Here is a 20,192-nt window from a genome sequence, read left to right on the forward strand (position 1 = left end):
AGCGGCTTCGTTCAACAAGGCGCCTAAATCTGATTCGTAAACGCGTGCCGAACTCGCTTCGCTCAGACATGGCATACATCCACTTACAGCGTAGCTAAGCGTTATGCCTCGTCATTCTTCCTGAGTTAAAGTAACTATCCATATCTAGTTTAGGTTCACGGTGCCTTTCTTAACTATTTGGTAGAGTGGCATTTCAATGAGCATGGGGGTTTTGTAATGGGAACTGTAATCGGTTTGGTGATTCTAGTTGCGATAGATTGGTATCTTGTTCGTAAAACAGGGCTTCATATTCATAAATGGATCTCTAAAAAGTATGCCGCGTATCTGTCGGAGAAGGGGAACACAAAATAGCCTTTCTAATTAAGTCATCGGTATAAAAAGCGTGATCTGCTATTCATTTACACACATTGCAAAGATTGGAGGATTCATGAAAGGTAAAGGAAAGTGCCTATGTGGCTCGGTTGAGTTGGAAGTAGAGTACGCCAGTAATGAATTGGGGGCTTGTCATTGTAGTATGTGTAGAAATTGGTCTGGCGGTCCGATGTTAGTCATTGATTGCTCTGATTCCGTCAAAATATCAGGTGAATCAAATGTAGTGAGATATAAGTCATCCGATTGGGCTGAGAGAGGGTTCTGCGGTAAATGTGGTACTCACTTGTTTTACTTTTTAGTGCCAAATAATCAGTATCACCTTCCTGTCGGTTTATTGATGTCTGGGGATGACTACAAGTTAACTCATCAGATATTCATCGATGAAAAGCCCGATTACTACGAATTTAAAAATGAAACGCACAATATGACTGGCGCAGAAGTATTTGCCCACTTTGAAAGTGGAGAGTAAATATGAAGACAGATTTTTCTAAATTAGCGACAACCGAGTACGGAAATATACTAAGTAACGATCACTTTATTGACTTTAGTATTGGTCCTCTTTGGCAGGGAATGCCGCGAATTTGTGGAGAAGCGTTTACTGTCCAGTTAACGTCTGGTGATAATTTAATGCTTCATTCAGCCATATACGAAGCACCAGAAGGTTCGATCATTGTAGTAGATGGCGTTGATAGCGAATATGCTGTAGCCGGCGGTAATGTATGCGCAGTCGCGAAGAATCGAGGTATCAAAGGCTTTATTATTGATGGTGTCATTCGAGATTTGGGTGAAATTTCAGATATGAAGTTTCCAGTTTTTGCGAAAGGTGTTCATCCTGTACCGGGAAAGAAAGAGGTCTATTCTGAACTGGGCGCTCCAATCACTTGCGGGGGAGCAAAGGTCTCTACGGGAGATATCATTGTTGCTGATGTAGAGGGTATTGTCGTTATTCCCAAATCAAAGAAAGACGAAGTGTTTTTAATGGCTTCAAAGAAAGCAAGTGAAGAGGCGTCATTAACGCTCGCTGAGTGGGAAGCAAATCACAGGGCCAAAATAGCCCAAGCAATATCGTCTGCGAAACAAAAATCTGAAAGCACTTTAAGCTGATTCGCAATACGTGGCATATTTATCTATTAACAAGCGTTAGACAATAACGAATAAATTCACCCATGGAGAAGAGATTGATCGTACGGACTGCGACAAAAGAAGACTCAAGAGTCTTGTTAGAGTTTATTGAACAAAAAGCTGACTTTGACCGAAGTATGAAAGGGTTTAGCGGTGAAATCTCGACAACTATAGAGAAAATCGAACGTACACTATTTGGTGACTACGCATTTGCCCATGCGTTAATATTGGAACGGAATAGTGAGCCTTTTGGCTTCGCACTGTATCACTATCGATATTCATCCTTCAGTGGACAGCCATCAATCTGGCTTGACGACCTATTGGTTACAGGAAATCAAAGAGCAAAAGGGTATGGCCGTGAACTTATGTTGGCTTTAAAGTCACAAGCGAAGTCATCATCCGCCTCTCACATCTCATGGACGGCAAGTCCGAACAATAAGAAAGCGCATGATTTCTACAAAAGGTTGGGTGCAGAGGTTGAGCGAATGGATGGTCAAAGACCTTATTTCCGTTGGGCAATGTGCGATTCGTAAATGAATCAAAAGGGAACTATGAAAATAACGACGCTGGTTGATAACTCTCGACTGGATAACAGGAAAGATTTAGCCGTTGAGCGCGGACTATCACTGCATATTGAAACTGAATCGCTAAAGATCTTGTTCGATATGGGAAGTGGCGATACGTTTTGTCAAAACGCACCATTACTGGGTATTGATATTAAAGATGTAGACCTCGCTGTCATATCACACAGGCATCATGATCATTGTAATGGCACCGCTGATTTTGTTGCTCATAACTCTAAAGCCAAAGTGTTTCTGAAAAATTGCGAACAGAAAAGCTATCATTTCCGGGCTTTCGGTTTCAAAAGTGATGTCGGGATCAATCCGGACTTACTAGAAAACAGCAACGAGCGGTTAGTCTTCGTTAATCGTACTACTGAGATCGCCCCAAATGTCTTTGCTATCACAGATATTAGCGTGAAACACGAACAACCTAAGGGTAATAAATACCTTTATACACAGTCGGAAAATCGACGGGAGCGCGACTCATTTGATCATGAATTACTGTTAGTGATTAAAGAGCCAGATGGTTTAGTTATATTCACGGGATGTGCGCATAGTGGCGTTCTTAATATGGTTGATACAGCGGTTACTCTGTTCCCAGGAGAGAGAATAAAAGCGGTTGTCGGGGGCTTCCATCTAGTGGGCTTACCATTGTTCAATAGTATTGGTGGCACAAAGCAAGACATTAGAGATCTTGGATTGACGTTGTCTCAATACCCCATTGATAAACTGTATACAGGGCACTGCACAGGCAAGAAAGCTTATGAGTTGTTGAAAGAAGTATTAGGCAAGCGTCTGGAAGCAATGCCGACAGGTCGGCGTATTCATGTGTAGCGTTGGTCAAACCTTAGATGGATGTTAGTTAGGTCACGATGAATAAACAAAAACTAAAGAACCTCATTCAACAAGTTCCTGAGCTAATCGATACAGCCAAAGTATGTCGTGAGGTAGGCTTGCCAAACTCTATATTGCAGGCGGAGCTATCACTCAAATCATCTGGAATGATATCGAAAACAAACCGCTTCTAGACCAAGTCAAAGACTTCGATGTTGTCTATTTCAATAGTACCTCAGCTATCACCGAAGATGAGTTCAAAAACCGCATTCGTTCGCGGTTAAGTCATTGTGTCGACGTGGACGTAAAGAACCAAGCGACCATTCATGAGCATTACGCTAAGAAGTTCGGTTGCTTCATTCAACCATACGATCGTGTTGAACAAGGTATCGAGTCTTGGCTCTCTGCATTTGCTATCGGGTTTACTTTGAATGATTCAGGCGGCATCAAGTTGTTTTCACCATACGGTGTAGAGGATGCGTTTGATATGCTGATTAAACCGAATAAGCGAGCAATGACAGAAGAAAATTACAACAAAATGACCACTGGCTATAAGGCTCGATGGCAGCAAGTAAAAGTGCTTCCTTGGGTGTGATCGACAGAGCTTTACGAGATCATTCTCAACATTTGGTATTTAACTCGGCTTGGCGCTAGTGGTAAGTTTGAGCGTGATCTCGGCATTGTTAGTCACTTAGCTGTTCGTTTGTCTTTTGGTAAGAATTAAGGAGTTTTAAGTGAGTCAGGAAGTAAGAGTAGGTATCGCTGCGGTTATTCTACGTGAAGGGCGAGTGTTACTTGGAGAGCGAATTGGTTCTCACGGAGCTCATACGTGGGCAACGCCGGGCGGACACCTTGAGTGGGGTGAGAGCATTGAAGAGTGTGCCAAACGCGAAACACTCGAAGAGACTGGCCTCGTTGTTAGTGGATTTGAAAAGCTCTCTTTTACCAATGATATTTTTGAGAAAGAGAACAAGCACTATATAACGCTGTTTGTTGTGGCTTCTGATGCTAGCGGCAAACCACAGGTGACAGAGCCTGATAAATGTAAGCAATGGAAATGGTTTAAGCTCGATGATTTACCAGAGCCATTGTTTCTTCCTCTGACGAATCTGTTGAGCGATCCAGTCATCCTTGGGAAGCTAGCGCAGTAATACAAATTGTGAGTCTGTTGCTGTGTGAATAAAGGGAATAATCAAACGGAATTAAGGAGATGTTCGATGTTCAAGTGTCCAAATTGTGGGGCGTCGGTTTCTATTAAAGAGAAATCCAAGCTGGATCCTTCCAAATACATGCCATGTAAACAATGCGCTCAAGTATTGAAGCCCTTTACTGTTTATTACTATTCACTCTTTTTTGTCGCGCCTTTCTCGTTTTCGATATCAATGAATTATGCTGGGTTTAGCACTTTAGGTGCCATTGTGCTTAGTTTTGTATTGGTTTACGTATTGTTAGTGTGTCAGCCAATAAAGAAAACATCACAATAGCGCCCTTGCATTAAAAGAAGATGATTAATCAGCAATAAAATAATGAGAATGGTAAATCATGACATTACGAGTAGTTCCAGAGCTTTATTGTTTCGATATTAATGTGAGCAAATCCTTCTTTGTCGATGTGTTAGGGTTTGAAGTTAAATACGAACGCCCAGATGAGGAGTTTGCTTATCTAACGCTTGATGGTGTTGATGTGATGCTTGAAGGGATTGCGGGCAAAAGTCGAAAATGGCTTTCAGGTGACCTAGAGTTTCCGTTAGGGCGTGGTGTTAACTTCCAATGGGATGTTATCGACATCGAGCGACTTTATCAGAGAGTTAACGAAAGCGCCGCTGATTCTATTTACTTAGCGTTAGAGTCGAAGTCTTATCAATGTGGGGATTCGATCGCGACTCAGAAGCAGTTCATCGTTCAAACTCCTGACGGTTATCTCTTTAGGCTCTGCCAAGATATTCATTAAGTCATGACCTTTTAGTTGGATACCAAATGCTGGTCTTTACTCGAAATTATTGGATGGACTAAACGTATTAACTGAGTACTAAGGTTGCATTTCCCAAAATACGGATCTCGAGATACTAGCGATGAGCTCTAGTCGGTTCTTCGTGGGTGCTATACAGAAGGAACAACAATGATAACTATCGAAAGGCTTGAAGATTCACATGTGGCGTTAGTTCAGGCCATCCAACTCGCCGATGAACAGGTTAAGTTCGCTGGTACAGCTGCAGAGTTTTTATTAGACGGCAGTGAAACGACGCACTTGCACGTGATTAAGTCTGATAACGAAGTTGTGGGTTTCTTTAAGCTGGATATCGCTTACGCAGAGCACTACGAATTCTGCCCTGAAGGAAGCATTGGCTTGAGAGCCTTTGTGCTTAATAAAAACCAGCAAGGTAAAGGTTTAGGAACAGGCACGGTGAAGGCTTTGTTTCCGTATTTAAAAGCGAATTACTCAGCGTATGAGTCGATTTACTTAACTGTGAATTGCAAAAATCCGGCAGCATTCAACTGTTATAAGAAAGGCGGTTTCGAAGATATCAATCAACAGTATTTAGGTGGCGCAGCAGGCCCGCAATTTATCATGCGCGGTCGAATTGCTTAGTAATAAATTATTGATGAGAAACACCTGCACAGCTGTATGCAGGTTGAGAGTCTTAAAGAACACGAGAAGGAAATTTGATGAAGGTTCAATATCTTGAAGTGGTTACCCCAGAGGTCGATGTCGTTTGTGCAACATACGCTCAGCTCTACAACGTGAAATTCAGTGGTGCAGATGTGAACCTTGGTGGGGCGCGCACTGCAAAGCTATCTAATGGCGGGGTAATTGGCATTCGAGCACCGCTTCGTGAAACTGAAGAACCAACTGTTCGTCATTACACGTTGGTTGAGGATATTCAGTCTGCAGTAACTGCAGCCGAGAAACTAGGCGCCGAAGTTGCGGTGCCGCCAATGGAGTTACCACGTCACGGGATGTGTGCCATTGTCATTCAAGGTGGCGTCGAGCTCGGATTCTGGCAGTTATAAATGATGTATACCTTTTAGATTGTGACGGACGAGATACTACGATTTATGATGCGACACCTAGTGTCTTTACCTGCTTCATGGCATCATTCCACGCAGCTAAAACCCCAACAAGGTATGTTATGAAACAGAATATTGTCCACATTGCACTCGTGGTAAAAGACTACGATGAAGCGCTTGATTTCTATGTAAACAAGCTTAAGTTTGATCTCATCGAAGACACGTATCTGCCAGAAGAAGATAAGCGCTGGGTTGTTGTTGCTCCACCAAATTCAACCGGTGTGAGCCTGTTACTTGCTAGAGCTTCCAAGCCAGAGCAACTCGATTTCATCGGCAACCAAGCTGGTGGACGCGTATTCCTATTCTTAAACACCGATGACTTCTGGCGTGATTACGAACGTATGACGTCTTTGGGCATTAACTTTGTCCGAGAGCCTAAAGAGCAAGGCTACGGCACCGTTGCTGTGTTTGAAGATCTTTACGGTAACTTGTGGGATCTGCTTCAGTTAAATCCTGAACACCCTATGGCTAACAGGTAGATAAGCTTAGCCCACAACCATCGGGTGTTGCGTATTACAAAATGTCGGTTCATTGGGAGTAACGCTTCTCTTTCGTTAGGTTAACCCTCCGCACCGCTAAATCATCAACTTAAGTTAAGGAAGCTCATCGTGGAAGAAATCAAAGGCATTCTGCAATTCATGGTCGAGATTGAACAATTAAAGGATGTTCATCGACAGACAAAACCGGTTGGATTGGATCGATATGAAAACTCCGCTGAGCACAGTTGGCACGTCTGTTTGAGCGCACTCATGTTGAAAGACTATGCCAATGAAGAAATCGATATTACGCGAGTAATGAAGATGCTGCTGATTCATGATCTTGGGGAAATCGATGCCGGAGACACCATCATTTATGCCAGTGAAACCGAAGAAAACAAGCTCAAAGAGAGAAACTGCGTCGAGCGGTTGCTGAAATCATTGCCGAGCCATTCAACAAGCGAGTATTTGGATTTATGGCTTGAGTTCGAAGCCGGTGAGTCACCAGAAGCTAGATTTTGTAAGGCGATCGATAGAGTGCCGCCTTTGCTTCATAACATCCATGGTGGTGGTGGTCACAGCTGGAAGAAGCACAACATATCCAAAGACAAAGTACTGACCTTCAATGGCGAGCGTATTTCTAAAGGCAGTCGTGCCTTATGGAAAGAGCTAGAAGTGCAACTTGAAGGTGCTGCGGAAAAAGGGCTATTAAAGTAAAAGTTAATTTCATACCTTAGCGTAAGAATAGCTTTAGCTTTTCAATGAGGGAGATCTCGATGGTAACTGATTCAAGATGCATGGCACTTACCTTGTGTCTCATTTCTTTCTAATAAAACTCTAGTGGACAACAATAAGTTCGAGAACCGAGTGATAAGTTGTTAGTATGTATCAAATTTATAAATATCAGTTGGCTTATATAAATGCTTGATAATAAGTATATTAAACACCCTTATCACTGTGAGCAGTGCGACGCACTTACCCCGCACCTTGCTGTTAGCGCTTCCGATGCTGAATCTAAAGCGGACACTGAATCTGAAAAGAAACAATGGAAGTTAGGCGTGTTGATGGAGTACCTGATGACGTTATTGTTTAAAGGTGACCATAATGTTCCCGGTTTTTATGTCGACAGTGATTACGAATACCAGTGTGAGAAATGTGGGACTAAATCGTGGCATTAATTGGGGATGAAAATTTGATTCAACCTTAATTTTTTGAGCTCTAACCCCGAAATCAACTCGCTTAAAGAACTCGTTTGCTTTAAGAATTAGTGAGTTTCAGTCAGGCGTATTATTCCAATTTTGTTATGGAGGACAAACGAGTGATATACCCAAAAGCTTTAAATATTGGTGACAAAATCGGATTTTTCTCACCGTCATCGCCCGCAACGGTCTTTGCACCTAATCGATTTGCTCGTGCTAAACGTTATTTGGAAAAGCAGGGCTTCATTCTAGTTGAAGGTTTGTTAACTGGAGAGTCAGAAGGGTATCGTTCTGGTTCCATTCAAGCGCGAGCCGAAGAACTCAATCAGCTCATTCGAGATCCTGACGTGCGCTGCATTATGTCGACCATTGGTGGTAACAACAGTAACTCACTGTTGTCATACATCGATTATGATGCCCTTAGAGACGACCCTAAGATCATCGTCGGCTATTCAGATGCCACAGCATTACTGTTAGGCATCTACGCCAAAACTGGATTGGTGACTTTTTATGGCCCTGCACTTGTTGCGTCATTTGGTGAGTTCCCGCCATTAGTCGACGAAACCTTCCAATCGTTTACTGACATCTTATGCTCGGATTCAAGCCAACATCAGTACACGATGCCTGAGAGTTGGACGGACATTAAACACGATTGGGAAACTCAAGACTCTGCAAAGCCAGTTTACAATAACGAATGGCACTTCATGGGAAGAGGTCAAGTAAGCGGTCGCGTGATTGGCGGCAACCTGAGTACGATGGCCGGGATTTGGGGCAGCGAATACATGCCAGAAATTCAGTCTGGCTATATTCTGCTTATTGAAGATTCACTAAAAGGCATTGAAGCGGTCGAGCGTTCATTCGCGCACTTATTGGCTTGCGGAGTATTCGATAAAGTAGGCGCTATTGTACTCGGCAAACATGAGTTGTTTGATGACAAAGGGACAGGGCGAACACCACTCGATGTACTTCTTGAAGTGCTGAACGGTAAAAATGTCCCGATCCTGTATGGCTTCGACAGTTGTCACACCCATCCCATGCTAGTCACGCCACTAGGTGTGCAAGGCACTATTGATTTTGATGACCAAACATTCAAGCTTCAAAGCCAATGGTTAGCGTCGAGTTAACCTAAACTGATGATAATAAGACGCATTAGAAAAGTGATCCTCTCTGCAAACTGAGAATCGAATCGCGTCTATACTGACATGGGTTACGTCGCTGATTTTAGAAGTGGCGCTATGAATGTAAGTTTGATTAGGTTAAATCTCTGAGGTGACGATGAAAAAATTACTACCACTATGCGCCATTTTACTCTCTGCATCATTTTTAGCTGCGGCTTCTGATGGTTTGATTAAATACCAAAGTAATTACTCAGTGAAAGAGACCGCTGACCGCTTTGAAGAACTCGCTATAAGCAAAGGTTTGACATTGTTTGCGCGAATTGACCATCAGAAAAACGCGAGTAAGGTCGATCTTGAATTGAGACCAACGGAAGTCATCATCTTTGGTAACCCGAAAGTAGGGACACCATTAATGCAATGTGCTCAAGAAGTCTCGATAGATTTACCGCAGAAGGTGTTAGTCACTGAAGATTCAAATAAGAAAGTATGGTTGTCTTACAACGATCCTAATTACTTGGTAGAGCGTCACGCGATCAATGGCTGTGACGAGGTCGTTAAGAAAGTATCGGGTGTACTAAGCAAGCTATCAGAAGCGACAGTGGCGAAAAAGAAAGCGAAATAACCAAGACCAATTAGCACTCATTAAGACTATTAATGGGTGCGACTTGACGAGGATATAGCTTCCCAATCAACGTTTGGCTGCATTGACAACTAAGCAACAATATATAAAAGTAGTTTTATGAAACTGAATTTAGCGCCATCTAACCAACGAATTATCATCATTCCATAAGAATGGTGGGATTGTTGATGCGCTTTGTTTATCGAACCCACCCGTAAGGTGGGTTTTTTGTCGCTGTCTTATGGGTTTTATCTGAATAGAGGAAGTCATATGAAAAAGATCGCGGTTTTTGGTAAGCCTGGGAGTGGAAAGTCCACAGTCAGCAAGGCGTTAGCACTAGCTACAGGGATAGAGCTTCACCAGTTGGACTCTATTGTTTACAAGGCCAACGGAGAGTTTGTTGAACGTGAAGTATTTGAGGAGGCTCATGAGAGCATATTTAAGTCAGAAAGCTGGATCATCGATGGTTTTGGCCCTCTAGGCTCGTTCAACACACGTTTAGATGCAGCTGATACCTTGGTTTATATCGACATTCCTTATTCAACTAGCTACTGGTTTGTAACCAAGAGAATGCTCAAAGGTTTATTTGTTAAACCTGAAGGCTGGCCTGCTGGAAGCTCAGTGATAAAAGGCACGATACAAAGCTATAAGACACTACAACTGTGTCCTAAATTTTGGAATGACGACTTTAGAGCGCAGTTAGAATTGCGCGCTAAAGAGAAAGAGGTTTACATCATCAGAAGCGTGACTGAATTGAATAACTTTGTTCACCAACACTTCACTTAACAGTCGAGAGTTTACTTTTCTTTAAAACGCTCTTACTTACTCATAACTTCATGAAAATATTTAGATTTAACTCTACGTGTGGCATATTTGCCATATGTTTAGTTTGTGCTTTGAGTTAAGGAGATAGATATTATGTATGGAAGTGAGAAGACGAGAGCGTTCTGTAGTAACTGTAAGGAACTGACACTGCACAAGTACACTATGTTCAGTAACCAAGCCGAAAAAGCGCCACAACATGAAAAGAAGCCAGGGTTGCTTGGCATGATTTTATCGTCGCTAGCTTCAAGTGGCGGAAACGGTGACTATAAATGTACAAAGTGTGGAACCAATTTACGTACACCGGACAACCTTGATTAGCCCTTAATCTACTTAATACTTCAACATTCTTCTGTTTCAATTATCCGTTTTTATTTGATAATAATTCAAATTATACCGTGTTTTTCATTGAATGAACTTCCAGTATCCTATGCGAATAGTTAATTATTGGGCATTCAAATGACACAGTATCAGTTCCAACAAGGGCCTATTCGTCCACCTTCAGAAGCGGATAGCTTATTGATTCGTACCACCCAAGGTTGTCCTTGGAACAAATGTAAATTCTGTACGCTGTTTGAGGGGATGGAGTTTGCAATTCGTCCCGTTGAAGAGATTAAGAAAGACATTTGGGCTGCGAAAGCATTCTATAAGAACCGTAAATTTGAGACCTGTTTTCTGCAAGACGGTGATTCATTCACTATGGATACCGAAGACTTGCTGGATGTGTTGAATACACTCAAACAAGCCTTCCCAGAGTTAAAGCAGATCAGCTCTTATGGACGAGCGCAAAGCATGACTAAGAAGTCGCCTGAAGAGATGAAAGCCATCTGTGATGCAGGGCTCAACATGCTTTATTGCGGTATGGAATCGGGTTCTATTGATGTTCTCAAATTGATGAAAAAAGGCATTACTCCGAAATCTATTTTGAAATCGACCGAATACGCGAAGCAAGCGGGTATGAAGATGATGACCTTCATTATCCTTGGCTTGGGTGGTAAAGAATATTCGGCGCAGCATGTTGAAGAAACGGCGGCCTTACTTAACCAAATCAACCCAGATGAAATACGCATTCTGTCGCTTGCTGTGAAGCCTGGAACCGAATTGGATGAACTGGTGCAGAATGGAGAGTTCACGCCACTTAGCGAACGTGAAATGCTTGAAGAACAATATCAATTGATCAGTAAACTAAACCGCGTGACGGGCAACTATGGTAACTATCACGGTATTAATTTGTTGATGGAACTGAACGGACAGCTGCCACAGGATAAAGCGAAGTTCTTAGCGACAATAGACCGTTTCAATATGATGAGTGAGAATGACCAGAATAACTTTATCTTGGGACGTCGCATTCATTACTACGCCGCATTGAAAGACATGGATAACCAACTTATGTACGATTCTGTACAAAGAGAGCTTAATCGCATTCAAAAGCAAAATCCCGATGAACTCGACAATGTGTTTTACCAACTCCGTCAACGCATGATCTAGCAGCAAGGACTAATAACATGAATAACCTCGTTAACTGGCAAATCAGAAATGAAAATCCGGAACATCGGTCTTTGGAAAACGGCGTGCTGACGATGCAAGTGCAAGAGGGCAATATCTTTGGTGCGGGTTCAGCTGATGTTGATAATATCTTCGTTCATCCAGTATCTAGCTCGGATTACAGCACAGAAGTGACGGTTCAATTAGATCCAAACCTCGCATTTGAACAAGCTGGGTTAGGTATTTACTGGGATAACGACAACTACATTAAAGTGAGCAAAGAGATGTTCATGGGCGAGCGTTCATTGGTGTTCGTTGTAGAACAAAATGGTCAGCCACAGATCAAGGAACGTCTGTTGTTTAGTGAATCTAGTGTGTCGGTAAAGCTCGTCAAACAAGGCGGAAAAGTCAGCGCTCATTTCCGCCCGTTAGAAAAACAACAATGGCAGGAAGTGATCACGTTTGATTCGTTAGTAGGCAGTGAACAGGGTGTGATGCTTTATACGTTCAGTGGCAGTAAGGCGACGCCTAATTTCGCCAAATTTAGTGGCTTCAGTTTGTCTGACGCCTAATAATTTGTCTTACGCTGAATAAGCTTGCTTAGCGTATAAAAAAACGGACCGATATTGCTACCGGTCCGTTTTTAAATTCTTCAAGTCAAAGCGCTTATGCACAACACTTCTTGTATTTTTTACCGCTGCCGCAAGAACACGGATCGTTACGGTTAGGGGTCTTTTCAAACGTCATCGTTTTTGGCTTGTTCAGTAGAGTATCAAGCTCGATGGTGTTCTCTTCTTTGTCTGCGTCGACTGTAACAGTAACGAAGATAGTATTTTCAGCGGCTAGTGCTTCAACTTCTGCTTTGCGCGCTTCAGTTTGAACCATTACTGCGATTGGAGATTCTTCAGTACCCGCTTTCACATCGCGGTTTACGTTGTAGCCAGCAAGAACGTGGTTCTGTCTTGTTTCGATACGGCCTTTGAAAAATAGTTTCGACATTGGGTACTCATTAAAAATGTTGAATGGCGCTATTTTTAACGGCGATAGCGCAATGGAGCAGGGATTATACGCATATATTGCAATTGATAAAGCAGTGATGTGAGCAAACACTGTTTGGTTTTTGTTTGCTAGTAACGGTTTGTTCTCTAGCTTTGCTTCTATTCGACAAATTTCGAAATTCAAGACAATAAAATTGCCCTAAATAGGCTTATGAATGATAAATTCAAATTACTAATCGAAACAAAGAGATAGTGTATGAAGTTAGATGCCATCCTGTGGGATTACGATGGAACCATAGTCAATTCCGTTCCAAAGAATATCGCAATCACAAAAGACATTATCTCTTTAGTCGCGCCACACTTGTCAGGCGACAACTTACCTAAATATTTGCTTAGCGAAGCGCTTTATCATGAAGCCAACCACGGGGCTAAAAACTGGCAAGCCTTATATGTCGACTATTACGGCTTATCCCATGACGAAATGTTGATCGCTGGTGGAATGTGGGCAGAGCATCAAGAGAAAAACCAAACAGCCGTTGCCTTGTTTGAAGGAATGGAAACCGTGGTTAATCAGTTTGCTCATCTTCCTCATGGGATCTGCTCTCAAAACTCTCAATTGAATATTCGTGGTGTGCTCGACAGTTATGGCATCGGCGATTTGTTTAAATCGGTCGTGGGCTATGACGATGTCTCGAACGGTAACCAAAAACCCCATCCATTTGGTGGTGTGAAATGTGTCGAGAACATATTTGGCGCCGATCCGACTAACGAGCTTTGTTTGATGTACATCGGTGACCATGAAGCGGACACACAGTTTGCTCGCAATATTGAAGCCGCGCTGGGTAAAACGCAAAAGTGATTGCCGTTGCAGCAGGTTATAGCCGATCGAAACCTGAAAATTGGCAAACCAAGCCCGATTACATTGCTAACAGTGTCGATGATCTTTTAACGATCATTAGCAAGTACGCATAACGAAGCAGACATTTAAAAATCACCACACGTAAATAACTTTAAGGAAGAATAATGACACCAAAACAAGTGGTATTGGGATTTTGGGATGCAATGCGCAGTAATGATTTTGCAAAGGCAGGTGAATGGCTAACCGCAGATTTTGAAGGCTATTGGCCGCAGTCGTCTGAATTGACGTTAGGGCGCGACAACTTCACTGCAATCAACTCTGAATATCCAGCCAATGGTGTTTGGAAGTTCACGCTCAATTCGATTGTCTGTGAAGGTGATACGGTAGTAACGGACGTTTCGGTCACTGACAGTGTGTTGAAAGGCCGAGTGATCACCTTTCACACGGTTGTTGATGGTTTAATTCAAAAGCAAACTGAGTTTTGGCCAGAACCATTCGAAGCGCCGGCGTGGCGATCGCAGTGGGTTCAGGTTGTGTCGAGTAATTAGTTTGTGTCGATACGATCAGTTTGTATCGAACAATCAGGTTGCACAGAAAAAGTAAACATTAGGAGGTTTCATTGAACAAGGTAGTGATTGTAACCGGCGGAAGCCGAGGTATTGGCGCAGCGACGTCTAAATTGTTGGCCAGTCAAGGCTATGCTGTATGCGTTAACTTCATACACAATGAGTCGCGAGCTGAAGATCTAGTGAATGAGATTCGCGAACAAGGCGGAACCGCGATTAGTGTGCGTGCGGATGTGTCTGTTGAATCGGACGTGAAATCTTTATTTGAGATTGCTCGTAATAAGCTAGGTCCAGTGACGCACTTGGTCAATAATGCCGGGATCTTGTTTACCCAGTCACCGTTGGTTGATATTGAATTGGATCGCTTTGAAAAGGTGATGAAATCCAACGTATCAAGCTGCTTTCTGTGCAGTAAAGCCTTTATCAAACAAGCCGATGGCGCGGGTTCGATTGTGAATGTATCGTCTGCCGCTTCTCGTACTGGCGCACCGTTTGAGTATGTGGATTACGCAGCATCGAAAGGTGCGATGGATTCACTCACCAAAGGCTTATCGCTTGAATTAGCTTCACGCAATATCCGAGTGAATGGCGTAAGGCCAGGTTGTATTTATACTGAGATGCATGCAGACGGCGGAGAGCCAGATCGCGTAGACAGACTAGCTTCGCAGTTACCGTTACAACGAGGTGGCACACCAGAAGAAGTCGCGAACTCTATCGCGTGGTTATTATCAGACGAAGCTTCGTATGTCACCGGCTCGTTTATTGATATTGCAGGCGGTCGATAGGGCACGTTTGCCTTTACACTAATATAAACAAGTTACAACCATCAACACGCAACAAAAGTACCTAACTAAAAGAACGAAACTAAGAGTACAACCATGAAAAACTATTTTGAAAGCCCGTTTGTTGGAAAGTCACTCAAAGAACAAGTGACCAACCCGAACATCATCGTGGGCGAGCACAGCTATTACTCGGGTTACTACCATAACCACAGCTTTGATGACTGTGCGCGTTACCTATTACCGGATAGAACCGACATCGATAAGCTGATCATTGGCAGCTACTGCTCGATTGGTTCTGGCGCCGTGTTTATGATGGCGGGCAACCAAGGCCACCAAAACCAGTGGGTGAGTACCTTCCCGTTTTTCTATCAAGACGATGAGAAGTTTGAAGGTGCGATAGACGGCTTTGAACGCTCTGGTGATACCGTGATTGGTAACGACGTGTGGATTGGCACAGAAGCCATGATCATGAGTGGTGTTAAGGTTGGTGACGGAGCCATCATCGCAAGTCGAGCGGTTGTGACTAAAGATGTCGCGCCATACTCGATTGTCGGTTCAAACCCAGCACGCCATATCCGTTATCGTTTCAATGAGACTGAAATCGCTCAGTTGCTAGAAATGAAATGGTGGCAGTGGAGCGAAGAACAGATCAAAGGCGCAATGTCGCTAATGTGTTCTTCAGACATTGGTGGTTTGTACCATTATTGGAAAGGATTCTTGAAGCCTTAAATTGTCGTTCACAGATGAAATGTGAATGGTGAGAACGAGATTAAATTTAACAAATTACTCAATAATCTGATTATGGCAATGCGATTGTGATACGAGTAACTTATTGATTGTAAAGATATTGAATAGTATGGCATGTCGCATTAGCGTGGTGGATGAATTGGAAGGGTATTATGATTAGTTGCAACGATTACGATTATATTGAGATTGTGTGTATGCACCGATACCCAATCAAATTAACGCTGAAATCTGGCGAGCAGATTGAATGTGTCGGATTAGATACTCAACGCAATGATAGCCGTGAAGAGTGCATTAAGGTCAGTATTCAAGGTTTAGAACAACTTGTCGTACTCACAGACCTTTCCACACTAGAAGTTTGTGTCGACAACCCTCATTTTCAGCAGATTTCATTCAAAACGTCATAGGCTTTCAAATGAATAACACCATAGAACAATGCTATTGCACCGCATGCAGAGAAGACACACAACATGTTGTTGTGTTGGTCAGAAAGACGAGTGCGTTTGCAGACAAACCTAACCAAAAGCGAAGCGAGTTTTGGGCAGGCATGATAAAAGGTTGGTTCCTTGGCCCGTTTATCGCGTCAATGGATGAGTTTTCTCGTCACCTTGTCTGTGAAAAGTGTGGGCATAAAGAGATACAAGATTAGTCGTATTATTTTACAAAACATTGGATTCAATATAGTTAGATCGTCAATTGGTTTAGGAATAAAACGAATGAAAGTAGAAACGATTGAAGCCGTAAAGGCGTATGGTTTTTCAGTAAGAACCACTAATACCGATGAGATGGACCCAGCCAAAGCCAAGATAGGGCAATTGTGGCAGGGCTTTTTTGACCAAGCGTTTCCAAAATTAACGCCGGATTCAAAAGTGTACGGTGTCTACACCAACTACGAGTCAGACTTTACGGGTGAATTTGATGTTATCGCTTGTACTAGCGCACTCACCGATAACAATTTAGATGCGCTTGTAGAAACCGAAATACAAGCAGGCAAATACTTAACGTTTTCTGCTGAAGGTGAACTCCCTCAAGCTGTGATCGACCTATGGGGTGAAGTGTGGGCGTATTTCAGCGCTGCTGACTGCCCACATGTGAGAACTTACACGACAGATTTTGAACTATACAAAGGTGAAACTGAAGTCGAGATTTCGATAGCGATTCAGTGATCAGGTTAAAATGAACAAAAGGCTTAGCTTAGACTGTGTTTGCCAGTTAAGAGACAGTAGTTACCGGTAAAGAGACAACGGAATCCCAGTTAAGCCTTTGAATATCTGTTCTTTACAAAGAAGATACAGTGTCACGTAACTACTTTAATACCTAGGAATTATCTATTCCAGAATTCCCCTAGATCACCCTAGATACCCTTAAGTCACCCAAAATTCTCTTAAGTTATCCAAAAAGACAATCTTGCTTGGTTTCATTCCACAAAGGGTATTGCTTCATGACTTGGGTGTAGAGCTTACTTTCAAGGTGCGCTCTTAACCAACGTCCTACGTTTTGATATTCCGATTTCACAAACCACTTCTTTTCGACTCGCACAAACTGACTGACGAAAGGCATCACCGCAAAATCGGCCAAGCTTGGGCTTTCTCCAAAAAAGTAGGGCTGATCGGTAAGTCGCACTTCTAACTGCTTAATGAAGGTTTCGCAGGCTTGTCGGCGTTGTTCAACATCGATGTTTCGGTAACGAACCGATGCACGATACCTTTCTAAGTGACCAATAAATTCTTCATCGTTGGTTTTAATGAGCTGCTGAACTTGTTCGCTAAGCGTTGGATTGCTTGAACGCAGAAGATCTTGAGGATCGTTTTGTTGAAGTGACCAGTTCATCACATCCAAGCTCTGTTCAATGACTTGTCCATTGGGTAACACCAATACAGGCACTGTTCCTTTTGGCGAACTGGCCAATAGTTCGCTAGGCTTGTCTTTGGTAACAATTTCTCGAAGTAACACTTTTTGCTGTGATAGTGCGATGCCCATTCGTCCGCGCATTGCATAAGGGCAACGGCGTAAAGAATAAAGGATAGGTAGATCGGATTCGTTCGGCATTATTGAGGTCATTTAGTTTGAAAAGTGTTGTACGGTGGTAAAGAGATCGTGATGTGGGTAGAATACGCGGCTTAAAAATTATAAGTAAGTGAGCGACTTCAAAAATGAGCAGAAAAATTGAGTTATTAGCCCCAGGTGGCGATGTAGAAGCGATAAAAGCCGCCATCGTAGCGGGTGCTAATGCAGTTTATTGTGGTTTAGACACATTCAACGCTCGTAACAGAGCCTCTAACCTGTCGTTAGACGAATTGAATGGTGTGATTCGCCTTGCTCATGAATACGGCTGTGAAGTGTTCCTGACTCTTAACGTTGTGCTACTGGAGCACGAGACTAAGAGCATCACCAAACTGCTGAACCAGCTTGTGAACACCAAAGTGGACGGCATCATTGTTCAAGACTTGGGTTTATTCAACCTGGTTAAGAAGCATTTCCCATCGTTAGACGTTCACGCGTCGACTCAGTTAACTACGCACAACGAAGGCCAGATTAAGTTCTTGTCTAAGATTGGCGCGACGCGCGTTAACTTGTCTCGTGAGTTGAACCTGCCTGAAATCAAGATGCTGACGGAAGTGGCACACGATCACGACGTATTAACCGAAGTGTTCGTACACGGCGCTCTGTGTATCGCATTCTCTGGTCAATGTTACTCAAGCTCAGTAAGTGTGGGTAACTCAGGTAACCGTGGTCGTTGTAGCCAAGCGTGTCGTGATGAGTACGAAATCACCAACGCGGGCAACAAGTTCCCACTTAACCTGAAAGATAACTCAGCTTACTACGACCTACCTGAATTGGTTGATGCGAAAGTCGACTCATTGAAAGTAGAAGGCCGTATTAAAGGCGCACACTACGTTTACACCGTGGTAGACACATGGCGTAAACAGATTGATAGCTTTGTAGAAAGTGGTTTGTTGATCGAAGACGATTCGAACCTACACAAAGTATTCAACCGTGATTTCACCAACTCTTTCCTAAAGGGCAACCTAACGAAAGACATGTTCATCGATAACCCGCGCGACAACAGCATGAACTACGCTGTTGAAAAAGCGACGGAGCAGAACAACGAAATCTCAGTTGTACAGATTCAAGAAGTGACCAACGAACTTCACCAAGCGAAAGACGTTCTTGGTAACGAAATGCGTGACAAGATCGAGTTCCTTGATATTCGCAAGACACCAGTAGCACTGTCGTTCAGCGCAAAAGTGGGTCAACCATTTACGGTGACTGTGAACACGCCAAAAGAGAACTTTACTCTTCAATCTAAATCGCTATTGAAAGCGGTTGAAGAGAAGGCGATTACTCAAGAGCTACTTGAGAAGCGCTTCAAAAACGTGAAGAGTGCAGTTCACACGCTAGAAAGCCACGACTTCAGTCAAGTGGATGCAGGCTTGTTGATTCCTCTAAAAGAAGTTTCAGACCTAAAAGACGAGATCGACTTCATTCTGAACGGCTCTGTGGAAGTGATTAAGCACGTTGAAGTGCCAGCACTGCCTCAGCACCCTAAAGTGAACGAGAAGCCGACTATGTCGATGCTTATCGCCGATGTAGAAGACTTACACCTGTGTGACGTGACTGACGCGGATGTTTACTTCAAACTTCCAGAAAGCTTCAAGAAGCGTTGTAACAAGTACATCGACATCTTGGCAGCAAACCCACGTTTGATTCCTTGGTTCCCAGCGGTATTGATCGGTAAAGATTACGACGAAGCGGTTCGTATTATTGAAGAGATCAAGCCAGCTCGCATCGTAACCAACAACACGGGTATTGCTTACAAAGCTTACGAGATGGGTATTGAGTGGGTTGCAGGCCCGTTCATGAACACGACCAACTCTCACGCACTGGTTACTCTGAAAGAAGAGCTGAACTGTGCAGGCGCATTCATTTCGAACGAGATCAACAAAGGTCAGATTCGTCATATTCGTCGCCCAGAGAACTTCAAACTGTTCTACAGCATTTACCACCCAATCTTGATGATGACCAGCCGTCAGTGTTTCTTCCAAAGAACCGTGGGTTGTAACAAGCCAAGCATCGAAGCAGGTTGTATGTTGAAGTGTGAGAAAGCGACCACGATTACCAACGTGAAAGGCATCTCTTTTGCGGTTGATAAACAGAAGGGTGGCTACCCAAGCATTTACAACCACGAGCAGTTCTTGAACCACGACGCAGTAACTGACTTCTCTGGTCTGTTCGACGAGTTCTTCATTGACCTAACCAACATCGGTGCAGGTTCTAAAGAAGTGAAAGACAAAGTTGAGCTTATCAAGCATTTCGAAGCGCTACTGAACGGCGTTGAAGGTTCACAACAGAACCTAGAGCAGATGGTTGAAGTTCGAACTAATGCTCAGTACGTGCAAGGTCTATAGCGTACAAGTTTTATAGGGTTCAATGTCTATGGGCTGTAAGGCTTATAGCTTCTAACGCAAAGAGCGTTCAAGGTTTATAACGCTCAACCGCTTATAAGCACTCTGAACCAATAAACAAAAGGCTACTCAATCGAGTGGCCTTTTTAATGGTGCGCC

Annotated in this window: 27 protein-coding genes and 2 pseudogenes; 27 read left to right on the forward strand and 2 right to left on the reverse strand. The window is 43.2% G+C overall.

What is annotated here, in order from left to right; translation table 11 throughout:
* The first annotated feature begins 216 nt into the window (after window positions 1-216).
* The 19 genes and pseudogenes from AB4507_RS21345 to AB4507_RS21435 all read left to right on the forward strand — a co-directional run bounded on the left by AB4507_RS21345 (window position 217) and on the right by AB4507_RS21435 (window position 12,250).
* Window positions 217-351, forward strand: coding sequence for a hypothetical protein (locus AB4507_RS21345; protein ID WP_017091388.1), 135 nt, complete (start codon window positions 217-219; stop codon window positions 349-351).
* A gap of 76 nt (window positions 352-427) precedes the next feature.
* Window positions 428-841, forward strand: coding sequence for a GFA family protein (locus AB4507_RS21350; protein WP_050712025.1), 414 nt, complete (start codon window positions 428-430; stop codon window positions 839-841).
* Window positions 842-843: 2 nt separating this feature from the next.
* Window positions 844-1,476 (forward strand): RraA family protein, encoded by a 633-nt coding sequence (locus AB4507_RS21355; RefSeq protein ID WP_372183314.1) that lies wholly within the window; start codon window positions 844-846, stop codon window positions 1,474-1,476.
* 62 nt (window positions 1,477-1,538) lie between these two features.
* Window positions 1,539-2,027 carry an N-acetyltransferase family protein gene (locus tag AB4507_RS21360; RefSeq protein ID WP_372183316.1) on the forward strand — a complete coding sequence of 163 codons (489 nt, stop codon included), beginning with the start codon at window positions 1,539-1,541 and terminating at the stop codon, window positions 2,025-2,027.
* Between the two features lie 18 nt (window positions 2,028-2,045).
* Window positions 2,046-2,891, forward strand: a complete 846-nt coding sequence (locus AB4507_RS21365; protein ID WP_029235170.1) for an MBL fold metallo-hydrolase — start codon at window positions 2,046-2,048, stop codon at window positions 2,889-2,891.
* A gap of 38 nt (window positions 2,892-2,929) precedes the next feature.
* A pseudogene (locus tag AB4507_RS21370) lies at window positions 2,930-3,486 on the forward strand (nucleotidyltransferase family protein).
* Window positions 3,487-3,625: 139 nt separating this feature from the next.
* On the forward strand, window positions 3,626-4,042 hold the full coding sequence (locus AB4507_RS21375) for an NUDIX hydrolase (RefSeq protein ID WP_102398031.1): 417 nt from the start codon (window positions 3,626-3,628) through the stop codon (window positions 4,040-4,042).
* A gap of 391 nt (window positions 4,043-4,433) precedes the next feature.
* Entirely contained in the window at window positions 4,434-4,841 is a 408-nt protein-coding gene (locus AB4507_RS21380; protein WP_102398033.1) for a VOC family protein, read from the forward strand.
* A gap of 168 nt (window positions 4,842-5,009) precedes the next feature.
* Complete coding sequence (locus AB4507_RS21385; protein ID WP_372183318.1) at window positions 5,010-5,480, forward strand: GNAT family N-acetyltransferase; 471 nt, start codon at window positions 5,010-5,012, stop codon at window positions 5,478-5,480.
* Window positions 5,481-5,557: 77 nt separating this feature from the next.
* Window positions 5,558-5,902, forward strand: a complete 345-nt coding sequence (locus AB4507_RS21390; RefSeq protein WP_017061800.1) for a VOC family protein — start codon at window positions 5,558-5,560, stop codon at window positions 5,900-5,902.
* A 119-nt stretch (window positions 5,903-6,021) separates the two neighbouring features.
* Window positions 6,022-6,438 carry a VOC family protein gene (locus AB4507_RS21395; protein ID WP_017061801.1) on the forward strand — a complete coding sequence of 139 codons (417 nt, stop codon included), beginning with the start codon at window positions 6,022-6,024 and terminating at the stop codon, window positions 6,436-6,438.
* Between the two features lie 129 nt (window positions 6,439-6,567).
* Window positions 6,568-7,152 (forward strand): HD domain-containing protein, encoded by a 585-nt coding sequence (locus tag AB4507_RS21400; RefSeq protein ID WP_372183320.1) that lies wholly within the window; start codon window positions 6,568-6,570, stop codon window positions 7,150-7,152.
* 203 nt (window positions 7,153-7,355) lie between these two features.
* The gene (locus tag AB4507_RS21405; RefSeq protein ID WP_372183322.1) at window positions 7,356-7,613 is read left to right on the forward strand and encodes a hypothetical protein; all 258 of its coding nucleotides are present in this window, start codon (window positions 7,356-7,358) and stop codon (window positions 7,611-7,613) included.
* Between the two features lie 140 nt (window positions 7,614-7,753).
* A complete protein-coding gene (locus tag AB4507_RS21410) occupies window positions 7,754-8,758 on the forward strand; it encodes a S66 peptidase family protein (RefSeq protein ID WP_137001809.1) in 1,005 nt (334 codons plus the stop codon).
* A 151-nt stretch (window positions 8,759-8,909) separates the two neighbouring features.
* Window positions 8,910-9,374 carry a DUF302 domain-containing protein gene (locus AB4507_RS21415; protein ID WP_372183324.1) on the forward strand — a complete coding sequence of 155 codons (465 nt, stop codon included), beginning with the start codon at window positions 8,910-8,912 and terminating at the stop codon, window positions 9,372-9,374.
* A 267-nt stretch (window positions 9,375-9,641) separates the two neighbouring features.
* Window positions 9,642-10,157 (forward strand): shikimate kinase, encoded by a 516-nt coding sequence (locus AB4507_RS21420; RefSeq protein WP_372183326.1) that lies wholly within the window; start codon window positions 9,642-9,644, stop codon window positions 10,155-10,157.
* 132 nt (window positions 10,158-10,289) lie between these two features.
* Entirely contained in the window at window positions 10,290-10,514 is a 225-nt protein-coding gene (locus tag AB4507_RS21425; RefSeq protein WP_017061807.1) for a hypothetical protein, read from the forward strand.
* A gap of 138 nt (window positions 10,515-10,652) precedes the next feature.
* Window positions 10,653-11,681: a radical SAM protein gene (locus AB4507_RS21430; protein ID WP_372110497.1), complete on the forward strand. Its 1,029-nt coding sequence runs from the start codon at window positions 10,653-10,655 to the stop codon at window positions 11,679-11,681.
* A gap of 17 nt (window positions 11,682-11,698) precedes the next feature.
* Window positions 11,699-12,250 carry a DUF1349 domain-containing protein gene (locus AB4507_RS21435; protein WP_017061809.1) on the forward strand — a complete coding sequence of 184 codons (552 nt, stop codon included), beginning with the start codon at window positions 11,699-11,701 and terminating at the stop codon, window positions 12,248-12,250.
* Between the two features lie 94 nt (window positions 12,251-12,344).
* Here AB4507_RS21435 and AB4507_RS21440 read toward each other — a convergent pair whose 3' ends face one another.
* Window positions 12,345-12,677, reverse strand: a complete 333-nt coding sequence (locus AB4507_RS21440; protein ID WP_017068336.1) for a PBPRA1643 family SWIM/SEC-C metal-binding motif protein — start codon at window positions 12,675-12,677, stop codon at window positions 12,345-12,347.
* Window positions 12,678-12,932: 255 nt separating this feature from the next.
* Here AB4507_RS21440 and AB4507_RS21445 point away from each other — a divergent pair.
* The 7 genes and pseudogenes from AB4507_RS21445 (at window position 12,933) to AB4507_RS21475 (ending at window position 16,793) form a co-directional block, all read left to right on the forward strand.
* Window positions 12,933-13,648 (forward strand): annotated as a pseudogene (locus tag AB4507_RS21445) (HAD family hydrolase).
* Window positions 13,649-13,699: 51 nt separating this feature from the next.
* Window positions 13,700-14,083 (forward strand): nuclear transport factor 2 family protein, encoded by a 384-nt coding sequence (locus AB4507_RS21450; protein ID WP_137001808.1) that lies wholly within the window; start codon window positions 13,700-13,702, stop codon window positions 14,081-14,083.
* Between the two features lie 71 nt (window positions 14,084-14,154).
* Window positions 14,155-14,886, forward strand: coding sequence for a glucose 1-dehydrogenase (locus tag AB4507_RS21455; protein ID WP_372110503.1), 732 nt, complete (start codon window positions 14,155-14,157; stop codon window positions 14,884-14,886).
* 93 nt (window positions 14,887-14,979) lie between these two features.
* The gene (gene catB / locus AB4507_RS21460) at window positions 14,980-15,612 is read left to right on the forward strand and encodes a type B chloramphenicol O-acetyltransferase (protein ID WP_137001807.1); all 633 of its coding nucleotides are present in this window, start codon (window positions 14,980-14,982) and stop codon (window positions 15,610-15,612) included.
* A 170-nt stretch (window positions 15,613-15,782) separates the two neighbouring features.
* On the forward strand, window positions 15,783-16,034 hold the full coding sequence (locus AB4507_RS21465) for a Rho-binding antiterminator (RefSeq protein ID WP_137001806.1): 252 nt from the start codon (window positions 15,783-15,785) through the stop codon (window positions 16,032-16,034).
* An 8-nt stretch (window positions 16,035-16,042) separates the two neighbouring features.
* The gene (locus tag AB4507_RS21470) at window positions 16,043-16,276 is read left to right on the forward strand and encodes a hypothetical protein (protein WP_004733848.1); all 234 of its coding nucleotides are present in this window, start codon (window positions 16,043-16,045) and stop codon (window positions 16,274-16,276) included.
* A gap of 67 nt (window positions 16,277-16,343) precedes the next feature.
* The gene (locus AB4507_RS21475) at window positions 16,344-16,793 is read left to right on the forward strand and encodes a GyrI-like domain-containing protein (protein ID WP_372058385.1); all 450 of its coding nucleotides are present in this window, start codon (window positions 16,344-16,346) and stop codon (window positions 16,791-16,793) included.
* A gap of 223 nt (window positions 16,794-17,016) precedes the next feature.
* Here AB4507_RS21475 and AB4507_RS21480 read toward each other — a convergent pair whose 3' ends face one another.
* Window positions 17,017-17,607 carry a glutathione S-transferase gene (locus AB4507_RS21480; RefSeq protein ID WP_017061817.1) on the reverse strand — a complete coding sequence of 197 codons (591 nt, stop codon included), beginning with the start codon at window positions 17,605-17,607 and terminating at the stop codon, window positions 17,017-17,019.
* A gap of 173 nt (window positions 17,608-17,780) precedes the next feature.
* Between AB4507_RS21480 and AB4507_RS21485 the strand changes: the two genes are divergently transcribed.
* Window positions 17,781-20,036 (forward strand): peptidase U32 family protein, encoded by a 2,256-nt coding sequence (locus tag AB4507_RS21485; RefSeq protein ID WP_372183329.1) that lies wholly within the window; start codon window positions 17,781-17,783, stop codon window positions 20,034-20,036.
* Window positions 20,037-20,192 lie beyond the last annotated feature (156 nt).

This window comes from Vibrio sp. 10N.222.54.A3 (assembly GCF_041474095.1).
GTDB classification, from domain to species: domain Bacteria; phylum Pseudomonadota; class Gammaproteobacteria; order Enterobacterales; family Vibrionaceae; genus Vibrio; species Vibrio crassostreae_C.